The sequence below is a fragment of the Aliikangiella coralliicola genome, from assembly GCF_007004725.1.
In the GTDB taxonomy this organism is placed as follows: domain Bacteria; phylum Pseudomonadota; class Gammaproteobacteria; order Enterobacterales; family Kangiellaceae; genus Aliikangiella; species Aliikangiella coralliicola.
In genome coordinates, this window is sequence record NZ_ML660161.1 from 90,989 (window position 1) to 112,833 (window position 21,845).

At 41.7% G+C, this 21,845-nt stretch carries 11 protein-coding genes; 5 read left to right on the plus strand and 6 right to left on the minus strand.

From position 1 onward, the window contains the following. Positions 1-45: 45 nt before the first annotated feature. Genes FLL46_RS03440 through FLL46_RS03450 form a run of 3 tightly spaced genes read right to left on the minus strand, consistent with a single transcriptional unit; the run spans position 46 to position 4,036 of the window. Positions 46-1,938, minus strand: a complete 1,893-nt coding sequence (locus FLL46_RS03440) for a protein-disulfide reductase DsbD (RefSeq protein ID WP_246119260.1) — start codon at positions 1,936-1,938, stop codon at positions 46-48. Between the two features lie 53 nt (positions 1,939-1,991). After that, a complete protein-coding gene (gene cutA / locus FLL46_RS03445; RefSeq protein ID WP_142892045.1) occupies positions 1,992-2,315 on the minus strand; it encodes a divalent-cation tolerance protein CutA in 324 nt (107 codons plus the stop codon). A 17-nt stretch (positions 2,316-2,332) separates the two neighbouring features. Then, positions 2,333-4,036: a response regulator gene (locus tag FLL46_RS03450; protein WP_142892046.1), complete on the minus strand. Its 1,704-nt coding sequence runs from the start codon at positions 4,034-4,036 to the stop codon at positions 2,333-2,335. A gap of 282 nt (positions 4,037-4,318) precedes the next feature. Between FLL46_RS03450 and FLL46_RS03455 the strand changes: the two genes are divergently transcribed. The 3 genes from FLL46_RS03455 to FLL46_RS03465 all read left to right on the plus strand — a co-directional run bounded on the left by FLL46_RS03455 (position 4,319) and on the right by FLL46_RS03465 (position 11,231). Beyond that, on the plus strand, positions 4,319-4,801 hold the full coding sequence (locus FLL46_RS03455) for an FxsA family protein (protein ID WP_168204026.1): 483 nt from the start codon (positions 4,319-4,321) through the stop codon (positions 4,799-4,801). A gap of 153 nt (positions 4,802-4,954) precedes the next feature. After that, a complete protein-coding gene (locus FLL46_RS03460; RefSeq protein WP_142892048.1) occupies positions 4,955-9,469 on the plus strand; it encodes an EAL domain-containing protein in 4,515 nt (1,504 codons plus the stop codon). Positions 9,470-9,635: 166 nt separating this feature from the next. Continuing rightward, positions 9,636-11,231: a cation:proton antiporter family protein gene (locus tag FLL46_RS03465; protein ID WP_142892049.1), complete on the plus strand. Its 1,596-nt coding sequence runs from the start codon at positions 9,636-9,638 to the stop codon at positions 11,229-11,231. Between the two features lie 66 nt (positions 11,232-11,297). On the opposite strand, the gene FLL46_RS03470 is transcribed toward FLL46_RS03465, so the two are convergent. Beyond that, the gene (locus tag FLL46_RS03470) at positions 11,298-14,546 is read right to left on the minus strand and encodes a DEAD/DEAH box helicase (RefSeq protein WP_142892050.1); all 3,249 of its coding nucleotides are present in this window, start codon (positions 14,544-14,546) and stop codon (positions 11,298-11,300) included. Between the two features lie 298 nt (positions 14,547-14,844). Here FLL46_RS03470 and groES point away from each other — a divergent pair, with 298 nt between their 5' ends. Next, positions 14,845-15,132: a co-chaperone GroES gene (gene groES / locus FLL46_RS03475; RefSeq protein ID WP_142892051.1), complete on the plus strand. Its 288-nt coding sequence runs from the start codon at positions 14,845-14,847 to the stop codon at positions 15,130-15,132. A 62-nt stretch (positions 15,133-15,194) separates the two neighbouring features. Next, on the plus strand, positions 15,195-16,838 hold the full coding sequence (gene groL, locus FLL46_RS03480; protein ID WP_210418587.1) for a chaperonin GroEL: 1,644 nt from the start codon (positions 15,195-15,197) through the stop codon (positions 16,836-16,838). A 108-nt stretch (positions 16,839-16,946) separates the two neighbouring features. On the opposite strand, the gene FLL46_RS03485 is transcribed toward groL, so the two are convergent. Further along, positions 16,947-18,785 (minus strand): M61 family metallopeptidase, encoded by a 1,839-nt coding sequence (locus tag FLL46_RS03485; RefSeq protein ID WP_210418588.1) that lies wholly within the window; start codon positions 18,783-18,785, stop codon positions 16,947-16,949. Between the two features lie 150 nt (positions 18,786-18,935). Beyond that, positions 18,936-21,713: an insulinase family protein gene (locus FLL46_RS03490; RefSeq protein ID WP_142892053.1), complete on the minus strand. Its 2,778-nt coding sequence runs from the start codon at positions 21,711-21,713 to the stop codon at positions 18,936-18,938. Between the last annotated feature and the right edge of the window lie 132 nt (positions 21,714-21,845).

The following is a 21,845-nucleotide window of genomic DNA, read 5'->3' on the forward strand; positions in this document are numbered from 1 at the left end:
TCTGTAAAGGCCTATATGTTGGCCTTTACAGATAAAACAATCGTCCTACTTAAACGCCGCATTAATACGCTGTACAAAAATGTCGGCACCTTCAAACCCAATGGCGCGTAATCTTTTATCTTCTTTGCCCTGATGATTGAAAAATAAAATACTGGGTAATCCAACCACGCCATAGTGTTCCATTAACGCTTTATCGATACTATCGTTTTTAGTAACGTCAGCCTGAATTAAAACCGTATTTTTTAATGCGGCTTTTACTTTTGGATCGGGAAATGTGAAATCAGCAAATTCATAGCAGGCGGTACAGCTCTCTGCAAAAAAGTCAAACATCACTGTTTTTCCTTGGGCATTGGCTTGTTTGATTTCTCTCTCGACATCGGCAATGGTTTTGACCAGTTTAAAGCCTGCGTGAACGTCTGGCGAAGTGTGACTATTCTCAGATGATGATGCTATTTGATTCAAGTTAGCAAGCGGAGAAAACAATCGCCCATTACCGAGTGCTGAGCCTAAAATCAAAATAATGCCATAGGTGAAAAATACGAGTCCCACACCTTTCCACAATTTCTGGCCATTACTGTTCACTTGAGATAAAGCACCCATGTAAATAGAAGAAACAATTAACAGCATCGCCCACGCAAATAAGTAGATCGGGCCGGGAATTAAATGCTTAGAAATATAAAGGGCCAATCCCAACATACCGACACCGAAAGCGCCTTTGACAGCATTCATCCAGGCACCCGCTTTGGGCAGAATTTTCCCACCACCGACGCCAACAATCAGTAGCGGAATTCCCATTCCCAGGGCTAACGAATACAAAGCAGCTCCGCCTATCAATTGGTCACCGGTTTGAGCGATGTAGAGTAAAACGCCAGCTAAGGGAACCGTTACGCAGGGAGATACCACAAGCGCCGAAATTGCCCCCATAATGGCTGCTCCAAGGTAAGAGCCGCCTTCTTGACTATTGGAGATATTATTGAGGCGATTTTGCATACTTTGCGGTAATTGAAGTTCGTAGAATCCAAACATGGACAACGAAAGTAATACGAAAATAACCGCGGCGATTATAATAAATAGCGGTTCTTGAAAGGTGTTAACAAATGAACTGCCTGCGGCTCCCACGAGTACGCCGATGATGGTATAGGGGATTGCCATCGCTTGTGTGTAGGCGAGGGATAAACCGAAAGCCTTACCGGTACTAACAGATTTTCCCTGACCGACAATTATGCTCGATAAAATGGGGACCATTGGCAACACACAGGGCGTGAAAGCGAGTCCTATTCCCAGCAAAACAAAGTAGGCGACGATTTCGTATAAGCTTTTGTCGGTGAGAAAATTCACCACTTTTTCTTGTTCTGGCACAAACTCAGTTCCGTCTGCTGCACCTGCTCTAGTTGTTGTTTCCGCCGGAGAAGATTGGTTTGAAGAACCCTGAGCGTTCGAACTTGTTAAAGCCGTGTTTGTCGGTGTACCTTTTGGCGATATCGTATCAGCGAATAACTGCAGTTTCTTTTCTTCTGGTGGATAACAAAGCCCCGCCTCTGCGCATCCTTGGAACTCGATGATAAAAGTAAATTCTTTCTGGTGGGCGGCAAAGGGAACGCTGATTTCCAGGTGGTTGTAATAAACCTCGACATTACCCAGGTATTCATCCACTTTTTTCTTGCCCGCTGGAATATAAGCGGAACCTAACGTGGCGCCGTCTGCTGAGAAAAAGAACCGGCTGCGGTACATATAATACTCATCAGCGATCTCAAACTTGGCAATAATTTCCTGATCTACAATTTCAGTCGTCAGCTTGAAGGCCTCATCGACCTTAAGGAACTCGGTTTGCGCCGCAAATAGCTTGGAGAGATCAGATTCTTCCGCGTGAACCGCAGAAAAGCCGCCGAACAGGCTTATGGTCAATAAAAATAACAGCTTACTAAATCGAGATTTCATTAAAGTCATACCACTAGCATCTTTCGTTGTCTAATTTTGCCATTGTTTATCCTTTAGCTTAAGGCAGAATTAATCCAGGTTAAATATTCAGATGCGCCGTCTTTGATGTTAAGTACAATAAATTCAGGCACATCATAAGGATGTAGATCAAGCAGTATATCTCTTAACTCGTCTACTTTCTGCGAAGACGTCTTCATCAATAGCAAAAACTCGTCATCTTCAGCGATATCGCCGTCCCAATGGTAGAGTGAAGTCATCTTTGCGCTAATATTGACGCAAGCTACCAGTTTTTGTTGCAAAAGAGATCTCGCTATTTGACGAGCGGTAGATTTGTCTCCCACAGTGGTCAGGCATAATTTGAATTGGCTGGTGTCCATTATTGGTGGTGCGCAGTTTACAGGTTGGTCAATGAATCACAGGGCTGAATTCTATCTCCACCCGCTTCAATCGCCTGTTTCAGGGCGGTTGATGAGCGTTCAAACCATTTATGAGCATCTGAATTAGTAGAAAGGGCTGACAGGCCGATACTGACAGTTAGCGGTTTATCCTGATGTTGTAAATGGAAGGGCAATTCTGCAAATTGCAGCCTGATTTCATCCATAATACTGACCCAGTCGGATTTATTTCCGGTTGTTAGAATCACACCGAGCTGGCCGTTATCCAGGTGGCCGATAATATCGGTTTTTCTGAGTCTTTTCTTAAGAAGTAGCGCCAGTTGCTGGATTGCAACGTTAATCAGCGAGAAATTAGTGTTTTTAATGAGTGCTTCGGTCTCATCTAATTGGATGATAGATAGGGCTGCATTTCCGCTGTTTCGAGTCATTCTGGCTGATTCAATCGCAATTTGCTGTTTAAATTGGGGCGAATAGGTCAGTCCTGTGTCAGGATTGACGCCAATTTGCGGATTCAAATCTCGGTAACGCCGAGAGTATAAATTCGCCATAAACATCAACTGTTCTTTTTGCACCGGCTTAACAATAAAAGAAGTACCGCCTGATAGCAGCGCCTGATTTTGTTTGGTGATACTTTCTTCTGCCGATAAAAAGATAATGGGTAAGTAGGCATACCGAGGCATTTGCCTGATTATTCGGGTTAACTCTATGCCTGAGCACCCCGGCATCTGCATATCCATCAGTAAGGCTTCAGGGTCGAAACCTCGTAATGCTTCTAGTAAGACTTCAGGATTATTGACAACACGGATATCGAAATGCCCCTTGCCGAGAACTTTTTCATAGTATCTGGCTTGTGCTTTTGAATCTTCCATCACTAATACGCGGTAAGGCGAGTCTGCATGAATGTCATACTGACGCTCTATCAGTTCTAGTAATCCTGATACTGAGACCGGCTCTACTAAAAAGCCGGTTCCGCCGTTGCGTAAAGCTAGCAGGCGGTTTACCTGATCGTCTTCTTCCGCGGTGTAGATCAAGGGAATACGGTTTACCTCGATTTCTTCATCGGCCAGCTGTTCGTTATTTTCGGCAAACTTGAGCGACGCTACAATGACGCTGCCGGGATTATCGATGGCGTGCTGCCTGGCTTCACCCATGGCGGTAGTATTGTGTACATCAACGCCGAGAGATACGAATTGCTCGCTCATCGTCTTGAAACAGTCGCCAGATTCGCTGACAAAAATGATGGTGCCTTTATCAAGGTAGATACCGTGTTCTTCCAATGAACGATCGACGCTATCGTCTTCGTCAACTTCTTCTTCCTCAATCGGTTTTTCGACAACTTCAACAGCATCTTTTGCAGGTTGCTGCGGTGTTTTTTGCGGGCGAACTCCCAACTCAAGCTTTTCCGAGTGTTCCTGCAGTTTTGCCGATAACCTTTTCAATAAAGGCTTTTGGGTATCCAGTGTGTCTTCGCTTAACGATAATTGCTTAAAAACCTGGTTGAGTAGATTGGCCGTCATCTCAAATTCGTGGGCAATGCAAGCCTCACGCGTTTTATTAACTTGAGAGAGCAGCGCCTTAATTCTGAGCGGGTCAATTTTCTGGGTTAGCATATCGCTGAGTAGCCGGGAAAACTGCCGCAATTTCACTGGCGTGCGACGGAGAAACTGTTGGTTAACTTCGTTGGTAAGTTGTGTATCAGACATAAATATATTACTTAGACTCGCTGCGCCAAGGTCTGTTGATCTTTGGGCCTTAAATTAATCGACACGTTTTATATCATCTTGACAATAATAGCATGGTTTATTGTCCGCAAAATGCTAAATAGATAACAACCAGTCGCTTATAAACCATTGAATTTGCCAACATTGAACCCATATAAAATGGATAATGCTCAAGTTTAGCTTTTTTTAAAGTACAAGCCATCAAAATTACGATAGTCTTATTTTAACGTCTGGAATAATTCTAGTGCTGCCCTGAGGTATATTTTGCAACTATTGTTACTACTTTTTATTTTAGTCCCCATTATCGAAATTGGCGTGTTTATTCAGGTCGGTGACATCCTTGGGCTCGGCACCACACTCTTTATCGTTGTGATTACTGCCGTTGTTGGGGTTAATTTGCTTAAACGCCAAGGGTTTAAAGCATGGCGGGATATTCAAATGAGTATGGCACAGGGCCAGATTCCCGCGTTAGAAATGGCGTCAGCCGCGCAACTGCTATTTGCAGGTGGTTTGTTGCTCACACCAGGTTTTGTTACCGATTTTATAGGGTTTTCATTAATGATCCCGGAAGTAAGAAGAACCATTGCGAAGCAACTGATGCGGCGATGGCAGAATAAAGCCAGTGGATTTTCGCAATCAAGTCACTTTCATGACGGTTCAGAATTCAACAGTTACGATAACCATAGTTCTGCCCAAAGGAGACAAGGACGGACGCTTGAAGGCGAGTATGAGGAGCGTAGTGAGTAATCTTGTTCGCCTCGGTGATGCATGGCGCCAGCTTTACTAACTTGCAGCATTAGTCAGTCGCTGTAATCGAATTTCTAAATAGCAACGAACCTTTCCTCAAATCTGTTGAGCCGTTGCTATACTATGAGAGAATCACAAAAACAGTGAAGGCGCATGCGAGCTGTATATCACTCTCTATCTCTATTTTTCATCACATTTGTATTAGTCTGGCCTCAAAATCTGGAGGCGTTTGAATACGTAAAACTGACCCAGATAACGACAGACCATGGTCTTAATCAAAGTGATATCACTGGACTGATGCAGGACAGCGATGGTTTTTTATGGATTAGCTCCTATCAAGGGATTAATCGCTATGATGGCTACCGGGTAACTCAAATCCCGAGTCCCGACGGGGCGTTGATTAACAATTTTGTTGAATTGATCTATCAAGACTCACAAGGACTTTTTTGGATTGGCGCTAGCCCACAAAATAATTATGTTCTGGATAAAGCTAACAATACACTCTCACCTATCAATCTGGTTGCGCCTGCGGACTATAAACTAGAATTTCCCACGCTGAACAGGATTGTTGAAGATTCGTCGAGTAATCTATGGATTGCCACTTATCTGGAAATTTTTTTTTACGATAGGCAAAAAAATAATTTTGAATTTGTTATTCCGCTGAAAGCATTATTAGATTCGGTTGGTAAGGATGACTTGATCCGAACGCTACTGTTAGTCGGAGATAACCTGCTTATTGGAACATCCAAAGGGCTTTATTCTCTCAATACTCGGACGAAAGAGTCACGCTTAATTCTTCATACCCCTGCTCAATCAGATATAAAAGATCAGAACAATGTGAAGTCCTTGCTAATCAATGAAAGTGAGGAAATTTTAGTGGGAACAGTAGAAGGGCTCTATTCGTTGAAAAAAGAAGTACTTGTTTCACCAAGTTCTCATTTAGATTACGCTGGAAAAAAGCTGATTGGTGATTTGAACATCTGGAAAATCATTGAAAAAAGTGGCTTTTACTGGCTTGCGACTGATAAAGGGTTATATCGCTTTTATAAATCTGGCGATGTCGAGTTTGTATTCAAGTTTTCAGATACTGCATTTAACACCACAGATGACGATATCGTATCAATGATTGAAGATCGAGAAGGGAATCTGTGGTTTGGTAGTCGAGGTGATGGGGTTTTTAAGTGGCACCCAAATCCGGGAATCAAAGAACATTATTGGCAAAAGGGAGACGACGATAAAAAATTAACTAATAATATTGTTCTTTCGACTCATCAAACGCCTGATAACTATATCTGGATAGGAACAAAGAATGGGCTTAACCGACTTGACCCAGAAACAAGAAAAGTCACTCATTTACTCGTTAATCCAGATGAAAAACAAGTCTATAGTGATAGCACCATTTACACGATTACCAGCAATAATGGACTGTTGTGGCTGGGTACTGATAAAGGTGTGAGGGTTTTCAATACGAATAGTTTGGAAGAAGAACCTTTTGTTTTTCCGCAGCTACTAAAGTCATTGTTTGAAAAACCGGTGTACCACATTTTCTTTACTGACAATGATAATTTTTTACTGACTAATGAGGATGGAATTTATCAATATAATCTCAGTCAGAATCAGATTTCTTTAATCGAATCGACGAAAACTAATGGTGATATTAAAGCGAGGCTGCCTTATATTTTCTCAGCCGAAACTGGAGAAGAAAATACTTATTTTGTTTCTGGCGCTGAGCGTTTAGTCAAGTTTTCACCAAATACAGGATTAGTTAAAACATTTCACCAATTACCTGCTGGTAGTCGCTCAGAGTCAGAGCCTGTTGATATCTTTCGGGATGGCGATAAGTTGTGGGTAAGTTATGTTGGCTACGGTATTTATGTTCTAGATGCTAAAACTGGACAAGAAATAAAGTTTATTAGCGAGCAATCGCTTAACGCAAATACCATGATGGATATTTTTCCAGATGATCATAACAATATCTGGATTTCGACAAATGAAGGTTTGTTCAGAATAAATAAAGATAACTATAGCGCAAGATTGTTTGATAGCAATGATGGGTTCGTCACCAGTGAGTTTAACGGTGGTACTAAACTGCAGTTAAACGATGGCGATGTTCTTCTGGGGAGTGTTAAAGGTGCATTTCGTTTTTCTCCAAATAACGTATCAAACAACTATGACAGAAAAATAAAAACATTCATAACGGGGCTATCATTACTTTCTAACAAAATCCCTGAAAAATACAGCGACTATAATAACTATCATGTTAAGTTAAAGCATGATGATTTTGGATTGAAGGTCGAGTTCTCAGCATTACTTTTTGATAAACCTAAGCAGGTAAAGTTTAAGTACTGGATCGATGGCGATGCTGCGACCGAACCAACAATTATTGATAAAAATGAGTTATTTTTACCCACATTTGAAAGCGGAAGCAGTGTTCTAAATATCAGTGCTATCGACTATGAAACTAACCGGGAATCACCGTCCGCAAAAGTTCACATTCGTAGCTTACCTGCTCCATGGTTTTCTATTCAGGCTTACATTAGTTATTTTTTAGTTATCATTTTGATATTTTGGATCAATTATCAGCGTTATCTAAAACGAGCAAGAGCAAAAAAGAAGGCACATAATCGATTGAAGCAAAGTGAAGAGCGGCTAAACCTTGCACTTAAAGGGAGCAATAGTGGGTTGTGGGATTGGCATCAAAAAAACAATTCGATTTACGAGCCGCGAATTAATCAAGCATCAAGCACGGAAGAAGATGAGTTGATTGCATTTGAAAATAGACTGGAAGCAATCCATCCTGACGATAAAGAAAAGTTTATTCACCAGTGGGAAAATTTTCTCGAACAAAAGAGAGAGTTTTTTGATGCAGTGTATCGAATGCGCGGTAAAGATGGTTGTTGGGCCTGGTATCGAGATATGGCAACCGTGTCCGAGTATGATCAAGGAAAAAAAGCTGCTCGGGTGACGGGGACTTTCACCAATATTACTGATCGTAAAGAAGAGCGTGATAAAATGCGTTTGCTCTCAATGGCATTTGAAAATACTCGGGATATCGTTTTTGTCCTTAACAGGTTGAAGCAGGTCATAGCGGCAAATCAGACTTTTTATAAGACAACGAATTACTCTTTAGATGACGTGATAAATAAAGATGTATTTTTTGTTAACGATCTTAGTGGAAATGATGCATTAGTCGATGACATTTTTGAACGAATCGCTACTAATAATCATTGGGAAGGTGAAGCGCAATTGTTAAGGAACACTCAATCCCCCCTTCCAGTGATAATCAACTCAACAAGCTTCTTCGATAGCGAAAATAATGAGCACTATGTTTTTGCTTTAACCGATATAAAAAAGCAAAAGCTGGCAGAAGTTAAACTAAGAAAACTTGCTAACTATGATGCATTAACTGGACTTCCCAACCGCGTTCTTTTACTCGACAGAATCGCCTACTCGGTAGCGCACTGTCATCGTAGAAAGAAAAAGTTAGCAATCTTTTTTATCGACTTGAATAAGTTTAAACAGATCAATGACACACTTGGACATGAAGTGGGTGATCTACTTTTGGTCAATGTCGCTTTGCTCATCCGCGGCGCTATTCGTAAAAATGACACTGTGGCCAGGTTAGGGGGAGATGAATTTGTCGTTATGCTAGAGGATATTATTGAAGACAGTGTGACTCACAAAATAGCACAAAAAATTATTGAATTGGTCGATCCTCCCATGATTATTGAAAAACACGAAATGTCGGTTTCACTGAGCATTGGAATTGCGATCTATCCGAATGATGGAAACAGCGCCAGTGCGCTAATAAAAAATGCAGATATTGCTATGTACCACGCAAAAAGTCGAGGACGGAATCAATTTCGATACTTCGAACCATCGATGAATCAAGCTGTCAAGAAACGGCTTGAACTCGAAAACAAACTTAGAAGCGGCATTACCAATAATGAGTTCTTTCTCGAATATCAACCTCAATATGATATGGCAAGCCAGAAAATGACAAGTATGGAGGCTTTAGCTCGATGGAAAACGCAGTCAGGCGAAATTATTCCTCCGTCTGTATTTATTCCAGTTGCCGAGGATTTAGGGGTCATCATTCAGTTGACAGAGATTCTCTTTGAACAGGCTGTAAAGAATTTGTCCAGATGGCATAACGCCGGCCAATTGATTGGTTTGGCTTTTAATTTATCTGCCAGACATTTGAATCATTACGATTTAGTCAAATTTGTTGATAGTATGATACAGAAATATCCATTCAATACGAGGTTGCTGGAGTTTGAGCTGACAGAAAGTGTGTTGATGAGAGATGTACCAAAAGTTAAAAAGATTTTTAAGCAGCTATCAGAAAAGGGCATTGAAATCGCTCTGGACGATTTTGGCACTGGATATTCATCGTTAAAATATCTCAATCAACTCCCTATCAACCGTCTAAAAATTGATCGAAGTTTTGTCAGTAAAATCGGTGCTAGTGATGAAAACGATGCAATCGTCAAAACCATTATTTCGCTCGCAAATTCGCTTAGTTTAACAACGGTTGCAGAAGGTATTGAGTCTGAAAAACAACTTGAGTTTCTGCGAGATGCCGGCGCAGACTTTGCCCAGGGGTATTATTTTTCAAAACCCTTAAGTTCAGCTGATATTGAAAAACTATTGTTTGATCAGGTTTAATCGGTTTGTCGACTAGCGCGTCAAAAAAACTAATCCATGACTGTGCAACGAAATTCCCTGCAGATATAATCTGGGACTAAACAGGCGAGTAGTATCTTTTTATCAGGCTAGTAATGCAATAAACCACAAATTACTGTAACAATTTGGCTAGAGGTAAAGAAAAACAATGGATTTTATCTGGATTCTATTTGCTTTTGCTTGTGGAATGTTATTCAAATTAGCGAGCTTACCACCGCTCATTGGTTATTTGCTAGCGGGCTTTCTGTTGCATTTGATGGGGCAAGTCCCAGACGAAAGCTTACAGACATTGGCTGATTTGGGAATCACGCTAATGTTATTTACCATTGGTTTAAAATTGAAAACAGGCGATCTCTTAAAGCGGGAGGTATGGCTTGGTTCAAGCGTCCATATTTTATTGTGGTGTTCACTCAGTTTTGCCATATTACTCTTTCTTAGCGCCATCCAACTGCCACTCTTTATTGATATCGATGACTCTTCAGCGGCAATCATCGCGTTTGCACTGAGCTTTAGTAGCACTGTCTGTATTGTTAAATTACTTGAGGACAACGGTGAACTGAGTACCCGACATGGACGCCTGGCGGTGGCTATTCTCGTTATGCAAGATATTATTGCCGTGGTTTATTTGGTCGTTATCACCGGGAAGACACCATCGTTATGGGCGTTTTTACTGGTGTTAGTATGGATGTTAAAGCCGTTTCTGAAAAAACTGGTTGAGAAGGCAGGTCATAGTGAATTGCTACCTCTGGCAGGAATATTTTTGGCACTGGGGAGTTACCAGGCTTTTGAGCTGGTAGGAATTAAAGGTGATCTTGGTGCTCTCGTTGCTGGATTGCTTTTGAGCGGTACCAGCAAAGCAACTGAGCTGGCTAAATCTCTACTGAGTTTCAAAGATCTTTTCTTGATTGGCTTTTTCGTTTCAATCGGGTTCACCGCACTCCCCGATTGGACGATGCTATTTAGCGCCGTTATTTTGTCCTTACTATTGTTAATTAAGTTTACCTTGTTCTTCTTTATTTTTTGTAGCGTTAGATTACGTGGGCGAACTTCCTTTTTGAGCGCACTGGCGCTGACTAATTTCAGCGAGTTTGGGTTAATTGTATTAGCGCTTAGTAGCCAGCTAGGATTAGTGGCTAAAGAGTGGCTGGTTGTGGTTGCGCTCAGCGTATCAATCTCGTTTGTGTTCACCAGTATTTTGTATCACTTTGCCCATAAAATATTTGCTCGCTGGAAGCGAAGATTTAAGCGTTTTGAAACTAAACTGAGATTAAGAGAAGATGTTTACTTGTTGCCTAAAACTGCAGAAATTCTGGTTGTTGGTATGGGACGGGTTGGGCGCGGCGCTTATGTTTCCTTAAACCAGCTGGCCGGTGACAGGGTTTGGGGAGTTGATGCTAACCGGGATCGAGTGCGTAAATATAAACGGAGTGGTATGAAGGTTTTCCCGGGGGATGGTGAAGATCCGGATCTTTGGGAAAATCTTGATCTGACCGAAATAAAACTCATTTTGCTGGCGCTACCTTCTGTGCAAGACAGCCATAATATCACTGAGCAATTACGTCGCTCCCATTTCACCGGGAAGATTGCCGCGATCGCTCGATATGAAGACGAGAAAGAACGCTTACTTCATATCGGTATCGATAAGGTATTTAATTTCTTTACTGAAGCCGGTACAGGTTTTGCGGAAGAAAGTCTGCAGCTGATCGAGCGGCGGGAGTTGGGTGAGCATTTGTCAACAAGCTGAGCCAACATAAAACAACATCATAAAGTTAGTTACTATGTCGTGTAATTGTGGCAAAACGAAATTGAATTACGAATCACCCAACGGTGCTAATAATGCTTCCCAGTCTGGTTTGGATAACGACTGGGCTAGCTCATTTTGTTGATACAAATCTTTAGCCAGTTGAGACTTATGTTTTTGCATCAGGTAAATGCGCTCTTCAACGGTTCCCTTGGTAATTAACTTGTAGATAAAGACAGGTTTATCTTGGCCGATACGATGAGTTCGATCACTCGCTTGATCTTCCGCTGCTGGATTCCACCAGGGGTCAAAATGAATAACTGTATCAGCGGAGGTTAAGTTGAGTCCGGCACCACCGGCTTTCAGGCTGATTAGAAATACCGGCGTGTCTCCATTCTGAAACTGACTCACTAATTCACTACGATGCCGGGATTGCCCGGTTAGCATCAAATAGCGAATATCCATTTGTTCAAGTTGTTGGGCGATTATATCCAACATCGAGGTGAATGATGAAAAAATCAGAACTTTTCTGCCTGACTGGATCAATTCGGGTAATGTTGTTTGCAACCAGATCATTTTTGAGGAGTTTTCCGGCTCGGTTAACTCTCTTCCAAATTCAACGAGTCCGGGGTGACAACAGATCTGCCTCAGCCTTAGTAATGCGTTCCCAATGAGTAACTGATTCCCGCCTTTTGTGTTTTGGGTAATCGCTTTCTGTACTTCTTCCAGCATACTCATTCTGACCGTTTCGTAAAGATCGGTTTGAGACTCGCTCAGCTCGATAAACTCTGCGATTTCTGATTTCGCCGGCAAATCTGCTGCAACTTTGTTTTTAGTTCTGCGCAACATAAAAGGCGCAATTCGCTGCGAGAGTTGTTGCTGGCGCTGCCAATCATTTTCTTTTTCAATGGGAATTTGAAACAGGCGCTTAAACTGTGCTTGATCGCCAAGCAATCCGGGCATTAAAAAGTGGAACAGTGACCAGAGTTCACCCAGGTGATTTTCTAATGGCGTTCCAGTTAAACATAGGCGATGTTTTGAAGACATCTCGAACGCGATCCTGGTAATTTTGCTGCGAGAATTTTTAATTGCCTGCGCTTCGTCGAGCACTAGCAGGTGAATACCTACCTGATTCAGTTTTTCTGCGTCTCTAAGTAGTAGTCCGTAGCTCGTAATGATTAGATCGACATCGGCCAGCTTCTCAATCAGGCGATGGCGTTGGTTACCGGCCCAATTAATAATGCTCAGTTCAGGCGTAAACTTTGCCGCTTCGGCCTGCCAATTACCCAGCAGACTGGTCGGCGCAACAACAACACATGGGCCCTGCATACGACCGCTATTTTTTTCGAGTTGAATATGGGTGAGGGTCTGCAGCGTTTTTCCGAGCCCCATATCATCCGCCAGAATACCAGACAGTCCTTCATTGGCGAGAAACTGTAGCCAGTCAACACCCCGCTGCTGATAGTCTCTTAGTTGGGCATGGACATTAGTGGGAATGGTTACCGTTGCAATGCCGTTACTTTGTGCCAGGACTTTTGCTTTGCGTTCTAGTTCCTGGGCACCCCACTCCGCTGCTTGTTCCATTTTCGTTTCGAGCATCTTTATGCGCACCAGCTGGCTGACCGGAAGCCGCAATTTTTGATTCGCGGAAAGCGGTTTTTGTTCAGCGAGTTCCAGCAGAATATCGACAATACTTTTTACGCGAGCTTGGCTAATCTCAATGTTTTTCTGGCCATCAAGTGCAATTGTGATTGTTTCTTTTTCGGTTGAAAAATTTAACTGGCCTTTGCGAAGTGCATCAACGATGTAAGGTAGTAAATTGACAGATTCACCATCGACTTTAACGCCGACTTCTACTTCAAACCAATCATCAGTCGAAAAAAGAGCGGTAGAATCCTTGGCCGAAACATGACTATACCAGTCGTCTACCTTACGCCGATTTAATCGGAACTCGGGGCTAAAGCAAATTTGCCAACCTTCAAGATTGAGGCCTCTTAATAACGGAAACCAATGAGCGAGGTTATCATCTAGGTAGCGGCAACTGATATCAAAATTTTGACTAATGGGTTGCTCAAAGCCGGCTTGAATACTTGGCACCCAGTCGAGCTGATGCAAAAGCCCGGCAACCTTTTCCGGCAAGGCGTCATTTGGTGCTGTAGTATCACCAGGTGTGGAAGTATCGCGAGGTGTGGAAGTATCATCAGGCGTGGAAGTGCGATTGCTTGCTTCTGTACTGATTTGATACCAGATCATTAAATCTTGCAGCGAAAACGCCTGATTCGATACTTCAAAACTGATTTCAGCAATATCTAGCTCGTGTAAAGTCTGCTTGTGCCAGGGTAATCCGATCTGTTTGGTAGAAATCGTTAAGCGTGGCTTAACAGGAGTCGTTTCCGGTTGATAGCACGAGAACAACTGATGTTGCTGCTTTTGAATTGACGAGATCGGCAGATAATTAACGACACGACTACCTGCTCGGTCTAAATATAAGGTATTCGATATTGGCCACCAATCTTCATCATTAACATAACTTGTATGCCAGGCTAATGCATGACGATGGCAAGATCGCCAGAAGCATCGTCCTGACGCTACTATTCTGGATAAAGTATGATGATTTTCCGACGTTTGAAATAAATATCGGTTGAGGTATTCAGAGTCAGTGCTATCGGCCTGTTCTGTGAGGGTGATTTGCTTAATGTCTCCAGATTTGGCGATGGCAAACTGCATGTCATTCAGAATTTGCTGATCGGTCAGGCTGACAAATTTGGGCAGCTTGTCATTATTGATAATTGACAGATCTAGCTCAGCTTTACGAACATACTCGTTTTGCTGGGTTAGATAGGCCTTGTGAATGGTGACATAAATGTTGCCCGGCTCGCCGTCAAGCAGGTAAATCACACGATGACGGGCCATATTGGGAAAAGGGTCGAACTGTTGTTTGCTGATCCAGTCGGATAGATATTGCCACTCAGATGAAAAGTTTTCGTTTTGTTTTAATGGCGGTGGCAGCCGATCGTTATGTACTTTGCTCTCTATTGCTAATGCCGCCAGATGTGAGCAAATATCCTCACCTGAGCTTTTGGCACAGTCACAAATGTTTTTTTCGTCCGCTATGTCTAAAGGCCAGGCCAGGCGCGTTTTAATTAACCGGTCTGCGAAAAGAAAAACACCCTGTACCAGTTGTTCTTCTTTGAGGTATTGCCAATCCATTAACATTTCGTTTAGCAATAGGTGCATTCCCGAGTAGAGCGTCGGTAATGGAAACAGTTGAGATAAGTGGTCATTTGGCCCTTTATAAGCCAATGGGCGAGTAAGCAACGGAAATCCTGATAACACGAAAGAAGGTAAAAAAACTAACGTGAAATCATATCAAGATTGTTTTATTCGGGGTACAACTAATCCGAAATTTTGAGAAGTTAGACATTTTTTATGGACATAAAAACGCTAAGTGGGTAAATAGCCGTCTAAACGTAATTCAGACTGTTTTTTTCGCAAAAAAGCTTAAAAATTTTCAAAATTAGCACTCTCAGGGGTTGAGTGCTAAAAATTCATCCCCATATTACCGGTCGATGTAAATTTTAATAGTTAATATATAGTCACATTAGGAGAACAATCAATGAGTATTCGTCCTTTACATGACCGCGTTCTGGTTAGACGTACTGAAGATGAGACTACCTCTGCCGGCGGTATCGTTATCCCTGATAATGCCAAAGAAAAGCCTAGCCGTGGTGAAGTACTTGCTGTTGGTAACGGTAAGCACCTTGATAATGGCGAAGTTCGTTCGTTAGACGTTAAAGTTGGCGATAAAGTGTTGTTTGGTAAGTATGCTGGAAACGAAGTTAAAGTCGACGGCGAAGAATTATTGGTGATGCGCGAAGACGACATCATGGGAATCATCGAGTAAGTAAATACTTACTTTAGTATTCACATCAAAGAATTCGAAAATTTGAGTTAGAGGAAATTATTATGGCAAAAGACGTAAGATTTGGTGATGACGCGCGTTCACAAATGGTGGCTGGCGTTAACACTTTAGCAAACGCAGTTAAAGTAACGCTTGGACCAAAAGGTCGTAATGTTGTATTAGAAAAATCATTCGGCGCGCCGACAGTCACTAAAGACGGTGTTTCTGTTGCAAAAGAAATCGAATTAGAAAACAAATTTGAGAACATGGGCGCACAAATGGTTAAAGAAGTTGCTTCGCAAACTTCTGATGTGGCCGGTGACGGTACAACAACTGCAACAGTTCTTTCTCAAGCTATCCTGGCTGAAGGTTTAAAATCAGTTGCTGCGGGTATGAACCCAATGGATCTTAAACGTGGTATTGACCAAGCTGTTAAAGCGATTGTTGGTGAGCTTAAAGGCGTTTCTGTACCTTGTGAAGACGGTAAAGCAATTGCTCAAGTTGGCACAATCTCCGCTAACTCAGACACTGATGTTGGTAACATCATTGCTGAAGCGATGGAAAAAGTTGGTAAAGAAGGTGTTATCACTGTTGAAGAAGGTTCTGGTCTAGACAACGAATTAGACGTTGTTGAAGGTATGCAGTTTGACCGTGGTTACCTTTCTCCTTATTTCATCAACAATCAGGACAGCATGTCTGTTGAACTTGAATCTCCATTCATTTTGGTGGTTGATAAAAAGATCTCTAACATTCGCGATTTACTTCCAGTACTTGAAGCCGTTGCAAAAGCGAGCAAGCCTTTACTAATCATCGCTGAAGATGTTGAAGGTGAAGCCCTGGCAACATTGGTTGTTAACAACATGCGTGGAATCGTTAAAGTCGCTGCTGTTAAAGCGCCTGGTTTCGGTGACCGTCGTAAAGCAATGCTTGAAGATATCGCAATCTTGACTGGTGCAACAGTTATCTCTGAAGAAGTTGGTCTTAATCTTGAAGGCGCAACTTTAGAAGATTTAGGTACTGCTAAGAAAGTTTCTATCACTAAAGAAAACACAACTGTTATCGATGGTGCTGGTGATGCAGGAAACATCGAGTCTCGCGTTGAGCAAATTCGTCGTCAAATCGAAGAAACTTCTTCTGATTATGATCGTGAAAAACTTCAAGAGCGTGTTGCTAAATTAGCTGGCGGTGTTGCGGTTATTAAAGTTGGCGCAGCGACTGAAGTTGAAATGAAAGAAAAGAAAGCACGCGTTGAAGATGCACTTCACGCAACTCGCGCAGCAGTTGAAGAAGGTGTTGTACCGGGCGGTGGTGTTGCTCTGGTTCGTGCAGCAGCTAAAGTTGGTAGCTTAACAGGTGCTAACGATGACCAAACTGCTGGTATTCAAATTTTACTTCGCGCAGTAAACGCACCACTACGTCAGATTGTTGATAACGCTGGTGAAGAAGCTTCAGTTGTTCTTAACAATGTTGCAAATGGTGAAGGAAATTACGGTTACAACGCTGCTAACAGCGAATATGGTGACATGATTGAAATGGGTATTCTTGACCCAACTAAAGTAACTCGTAGCGCGCTTCAACACGCCGCTTCAGTTTCTGGTTTGATGATCACTACCGAAGCTATGGTTGCTGACCTGCCAAAAGAAGAAGCCGGCGGTGCACCTGATATGGGTGGCATGGGCGGAATGGGCGGAATGCCTGGAATGATGTAATCATTATTCTGCTTCTAATGATGAAAAGGCGCTCAATTGAGCGCCTTTTTTAATGTCATTTTCCAGGTTTTGTTATTTCTGAATTAAGTTAACCTGGAGTTAAGTTAACTATGATTCGCTTTTCTCTTCAGGGAAATCAACGCCTAGCCATGCTTTGAAAAATGCTTTTTGCTTTTTACTTGGCTTTTTCATCAATTCAATCTGGTGAACTTTTTTAGCAATTTTACCTAACGTTAAGGATTTCTGGACGAGTTGCTGATTGCGAAACAATGTTAATTCAATCGTGTCTTCCGGCTTAAATTGTTTCAACCAGGTTTCCAGATTTTGTTGATTGACTTGATATCCATTGACAGCAATTAACTGGTCTTTTGTGGTTAATCCGGCACGCCAGGCAGGACCATCTTTTTCTACTTCGGTTAAGGTGATCAAGCCCTTTGACTCGTTACTTTTAAAACCTGTCCAGACCTTGAAATCTTTTTCTTTCAATGCAGCAAATTGTAAACCAGCTTTTTTCAATAGCGCTTCGAAGTCGATTGATAAAGGGGAGTCAATATTGTCTTGCCACCAATCTTGATAATCTTTATCAGTCAGTTGTTTTAAAAGTTGTTTTATGTCTTCTTCAGAAAAAGGAATCGTTTTTAGTGGATCGTTATTGTTGGTTAGCTGTTCTTTTTTCTGATAAATCATCTGGTGGATGTTTTTATAACCAGACTTGAGTTTGGTATCTGACAAAATCTGAAAATCTAATAGCCACGAAGCCATAAAGCCTTCGGAATAAATACCTGCACTGTGGTTATTGGCAAAATCTCCACCTTGAGCTGTCCAGGTTTCGAAACTCCCCTGTTTGACTGATTGAACTTTGGTGCCGGGTTTACGACGAAATTTATCAACTCTTTTGCTTAACATGGTAAGGAATTCTTTGACTGTCTGTAACTTAGCGGTAAGCAATAATCGATCTTGAAGATAACTAGTGGAACCTTCTGCGATCCAAAGCAAGTCACTATAATTTTCTTGCTGGTAATCATAAGGCACGAGTGCTTGTGGACGATAAGCCTTCACATTCCAGGTGTGAACGAGTTCATGTGATGCTGTCCGTAAAAAGCGATCGAGATAATCACTTCGTTTGCCAAAAATATGTCGAGGGCGCTGAATAACTGTTGAATTCAAGTGCTCTGTCGCACCGGTGGCGCCAGAAGTTGCGTGAATCATAAACACATATTTCTTGTAAGGATAGCCTTTCCAGATAGTTTGACTTTGCCCTACCAATGCGCGTAAATCTTCAACTATTTTGTCGTTACTCCGGTTGGCTTTGCCCCAGAATACCACCTGGTAATCTCTTCCATCTTCACTGAATTCGTGGAGTTCATTAATTCCTGTTTCAATAGGCGAGTCAGCAAGCTGATCGTAGTTTTGCGCAATGAACTGATGTTTATCAACTTGAACCATACCAGAGTAGCTCTTCCAGCCATCAGGGACTTTCAGTTCCACCTTATGCACCTGATCCATTAATTGTGGCGAGTACATAAAAGTCGCAGTGGCATCGAGAAATGCATGGGTGTTATCGATGTGTCGGGTACGAAGCCCCAATTCATTAGCATATAAGGTATATTTTACAACGATAGCTGACTGCTCGGGATTGTCTACTACCCAGCTGCTCTTGTCTCGACGAGTCCATTTAAGGGCTTTTCTTTTTTTGGTTTGCGCTTGAAAGTGTCTGATACCATTTGCCTGGTTGAGCAGCTTGTACTTACCCGTTCGCCAGGCTGGCATTTTCAATTCGAGTTCTGAGTGCCCTTTTGGAAATTTTATGGTGATCTCGGCAAGATGATGTTCCGGGTCACTCATTTCTATTAAGTAATCAACTTTGGCCCATGCAGGCAAAGCTGAGCACATCGAGCTAAGCAGAATTAAGGTAAAAAACAGGTTTTTGTAGAACCCTTTTATCATTCGATCTTCCTTATTGAAAAGTGTCGCTGGGTAAAGGTATTTACATTCTAGTTAATTTTATTCGTAGGAAAAAGCTCAATCACTGAATTTAAAGGGGCAATTGAACTTATTTTCAGTGAGTCTGGCTTATTTTCTTTACCAGGCGGTGTGTTATTGACTTGCTGCTATCTGCAATGAAACGGTATCTGTATTTTCAAACAGCGCTTTGGCATAGCGATATAATTCATTTACTGTGATTTGCTTGAGTGCCGCAAAGACCTTGGCTTCGTAGTCTAATGGTTTACCGCTTCGAAAGTTTAATTTTACAATCTCGAAAGCCTGTGCCTCATTGAGTGCTCTTGCACTGTATCTGGTTGATACTAACTGCTTTATCGTTTCAAATTCATCTGTCTTGAGTTGTTTTAACTGATTTAAATAATTCTTTTTAAAACGGCTAATCTCACCGAAAAGCTGATGGATGTCGGTATCTGGTGATTGAATGAAAAAATGAAGGTATGACTCATTTAACACGGTTTTATGGTTGACAGAAACAGAATATCCTAACGGGTTCTCTGTTCGAAACTGGCGAAAAAATGGCGCTTTTATTAAACTTGATAACAATCTGATTTTCGCTTCACTGTCGACATTGTGGTTTTTAGAAGTTAATGCGATGCTGACAGCTGAGTCCTGGTGTTCTGTCTCAACTTCAGAAGTTAATGAGCTTTCTGGCCACTGTGGACTCGTTGGCTTTCGATACCATGGCGTTCTTATTTTGTTAACTAGCTTTTTCCTGATCTGAATGTTCATTTTCTTAAATTTTCCAGCAGATATATTTCCATAAAAAACACTGGTGACGCGCGCTTTGCTAAGATAGCGTTTGAGAAACTTTCGATAATTCTCTTGTGAAACTTGGTCGAGAAAGTGATAGGCAAATTGCTTTCTGGGAACAACTCGTAAAATTTCGTTTTGCTGCTGTTGTAAAATATCTTTAACTCTCATATTTTTTTGTGTCTTGTATTGCAGCTTTTGGTGTTGAAAAGTAGAGAGCATTTTGTTTGGCGAAAGGCTGGGAAATAAAATTTCTTGCAAAACTGATTCGAGTATCTGTTCTGATAACTCGTCTGGACTTGTCATGGTTACATGGAACCCACTGGGAGTGGTATTGACATATAAATCAATTAATGCCCACTCTGCAAGCTGTTGTAATTCTCTAAGTTGTTCGTCTAACCTGGTTACCCACAAGTGGTTAAGCACTCGATTTTTATCGGTGCGATTAGCTAGCGCACTATCGACAAATAGGGTAATTGCTGAAAACTGGCTTCCTGGCCGCATACTGGGAAAATACCGACGAACAAACTTAGATGACTGAATCAGTTTCGCTTTGCGAAAATATTCTTCGCCACTATCTTCAACTAGTTCCGTTAAATAAGGTGATTTATCGGGCAAGCGAAACTGATAGTCTAACGCTTCTTTAAATTGCCACTTTAGCGGTTTAATTTCGTATCGCGTGCCATAGTAGTTCTCAATCTTCCCCGGTTCAAATTGTTTTGCATGAATAATTACTCGTAAATTTTCTGGTGAAAGTGCGTCTATAAAATTCATCGAGCTCATTTTGTCGAAACTGCTAATATGGTCTTGCGAAGTGAAAAATTGTGGTGGATTCGCTCGCAATAACCGACGTGATAAATTTCTTATTTTTTCGCCTGATAATACTTCTTCGGTTGTATGAAATTGTTTGTCTTTCATTTGCTTAAAAATTGAAAACTGTCTTAACTTGAGCCCTTTTGATTGAATAGTTGTCAGGTAGCTGTAGGTTGCGGTAAGAATTTTATCTGTTGACTGGAGACCTGCTTGCGTTAAGCGAAACTCAATATTGAAAAAATCGTAGTGTTCATCAACTGGCTCTGTTGAAGATTTTAGGCTCCAGATCAAAGCCTTACTCCGAAGATAGTATTGTAAGCTGCCCGGTTGATTGCTATCAAATAACCAGGTAAAAAATCCCGCCACACTGCTCTTTTTTGGTGCCGCTGATGATGGGACTATAAAATTCATGGTTAGTCTTTGCTGATTGGCATTAGGTTGTATTTTGATAAGAACGTTTTGGTGTTTTTTTGTTGTTGGAATAATCGTATTTACTTTTGTCAATTTTCCTTTATTTTTTATCTGTGAGAAATAGCGTTTGGCTAGCTGTGACATTTCCTCTACTGTTTTGGCTGAATGTAACGCCAATACCATATTTTCACTACCATAATATTGATGGTAAAAATCTTTTAATGTTTGATGCAAGGTTGCATTTTTAGTGTCTTGTAGTGACTGAATATTTCCTGTCGAAAATTTTCGAAATGGATGCTTTTTTGAAACGGTCAGACGAATAACTTCCCGGTTACGTCGATAAGAATCCTGATATTTTAACCTAAACTCCGCGTCGACAACTTGCCGCTCTTTGTACATTGTTTCTTTTGAAAGTACGGGTGATTCAAATTGTGCGGAAAATCGATCAAGGGCCTGTTCAAATGCTAATTCCGGAACATAAAAGTAGTAGTTTGTTACTTCGCGGGAAGTTGAAGCATTAGCGCCTCCGCCGACTTTTCCAATAAAGTCTCGGTAAGTTGAGACGCCGGGGTATCTTGCTGATCCTTTCGATATCATATGCTCTAAAAGATGCGCGACGCCGGCCATGTTGTTGGGGTCGTGAAAGTAGCCCGCCGCCACCGATAACGACGCCGTTGCAAGTTTTGCTCTTGAGTCGCTTACAAGCAAAACTTTGATGCCATTTTCTAGTGTAATCAATTGATAGTCAGCAGGATCAGCGTCTCCTTTAATAATTGATATTTTGCCAGGGAATGTAGCTTTTAATTCGACCTCTGACTTGGCACTGGCAGTTGCTTTAGCGCCGCAAGCACTGGTCGAAACAAAAAATATAAATAGTAAGCACCGGAAAACGCGCATTTACTTTAACCCACTGTATCCATATAACCTTGACTATAATTGCTATTAATTTAATTGTAGTCGGAATCCTCGCTGATTGAATTTTGCAGAGACAAATTCAATATTATTAGTACAGACCAAGAGGCGGTGAGC

Excerpts from the sequence above, each read along its gene's own strand:
- FLL46_RS03440 (WP_246119260.1), bottom strand. The coding sequence starts at position 1,938 with ATGAAATCTCGATTTAGTAAGCTGTTATTTTTATTGACCATAAGCCTG.
- cutA (WP_142892045.1), bottom strand. The coding sequence starts at position 2,315 with ATGGACACCAGCCAATTCAAATTATGCCTGACCACTGTGGGAGACAAA.
- FLL46_RS03450 (WP_142892046.1), bottom strand. The coding sequence starts at position 4,036 with ATGTCTGATACACAACTTACCAACGAAGTTAACCAACAGTTTCTCCGT.
- FLL46_RS03460 (WP_142892048.1), top strand. The coding sequence starts at position 4,955 with ATGCGAGCTGTATATCACTCTCTATCTCTATTTTTCATCACATTTGTA.
- FLL46_RS03465 (WP_142892049.1), top strand. The coding sequence starts at position 9,636 with ATGGATTTTATCTGGATTCTATTTGCTTTTGCTTGTGGAATGTTATTC.
- groES (WP_142892051.1), top strand. The coding sequence starts at position 14,845 with ATGAGTATTCGTCCTTTACATGACCGCGTTCTGGTTAGACGTACTGAA.
- groL (WP_210418587.1), top strand. The coding sequence starts at position 15,195 with ATGGCAAAAGACGTAAGATTTGGTGATGACGCGCGTTCACAAATGGTG.
- FLL46_RS03485 (WP_210418588.1), bottom strand. The coding sequence starts at position 18,785 with ATGATAAAAGGGTTCTACAAAAACCTGTTTTTTACCTTAATTCTGCTT.
- FLL46_RS03490 (WP_142892053.1), bottom strand. The coding sequence starts at position 21,713 with ATGCGCGTTTTCCGGTGCTTACTATTTATATTTTTTGTTTCGACCAGT.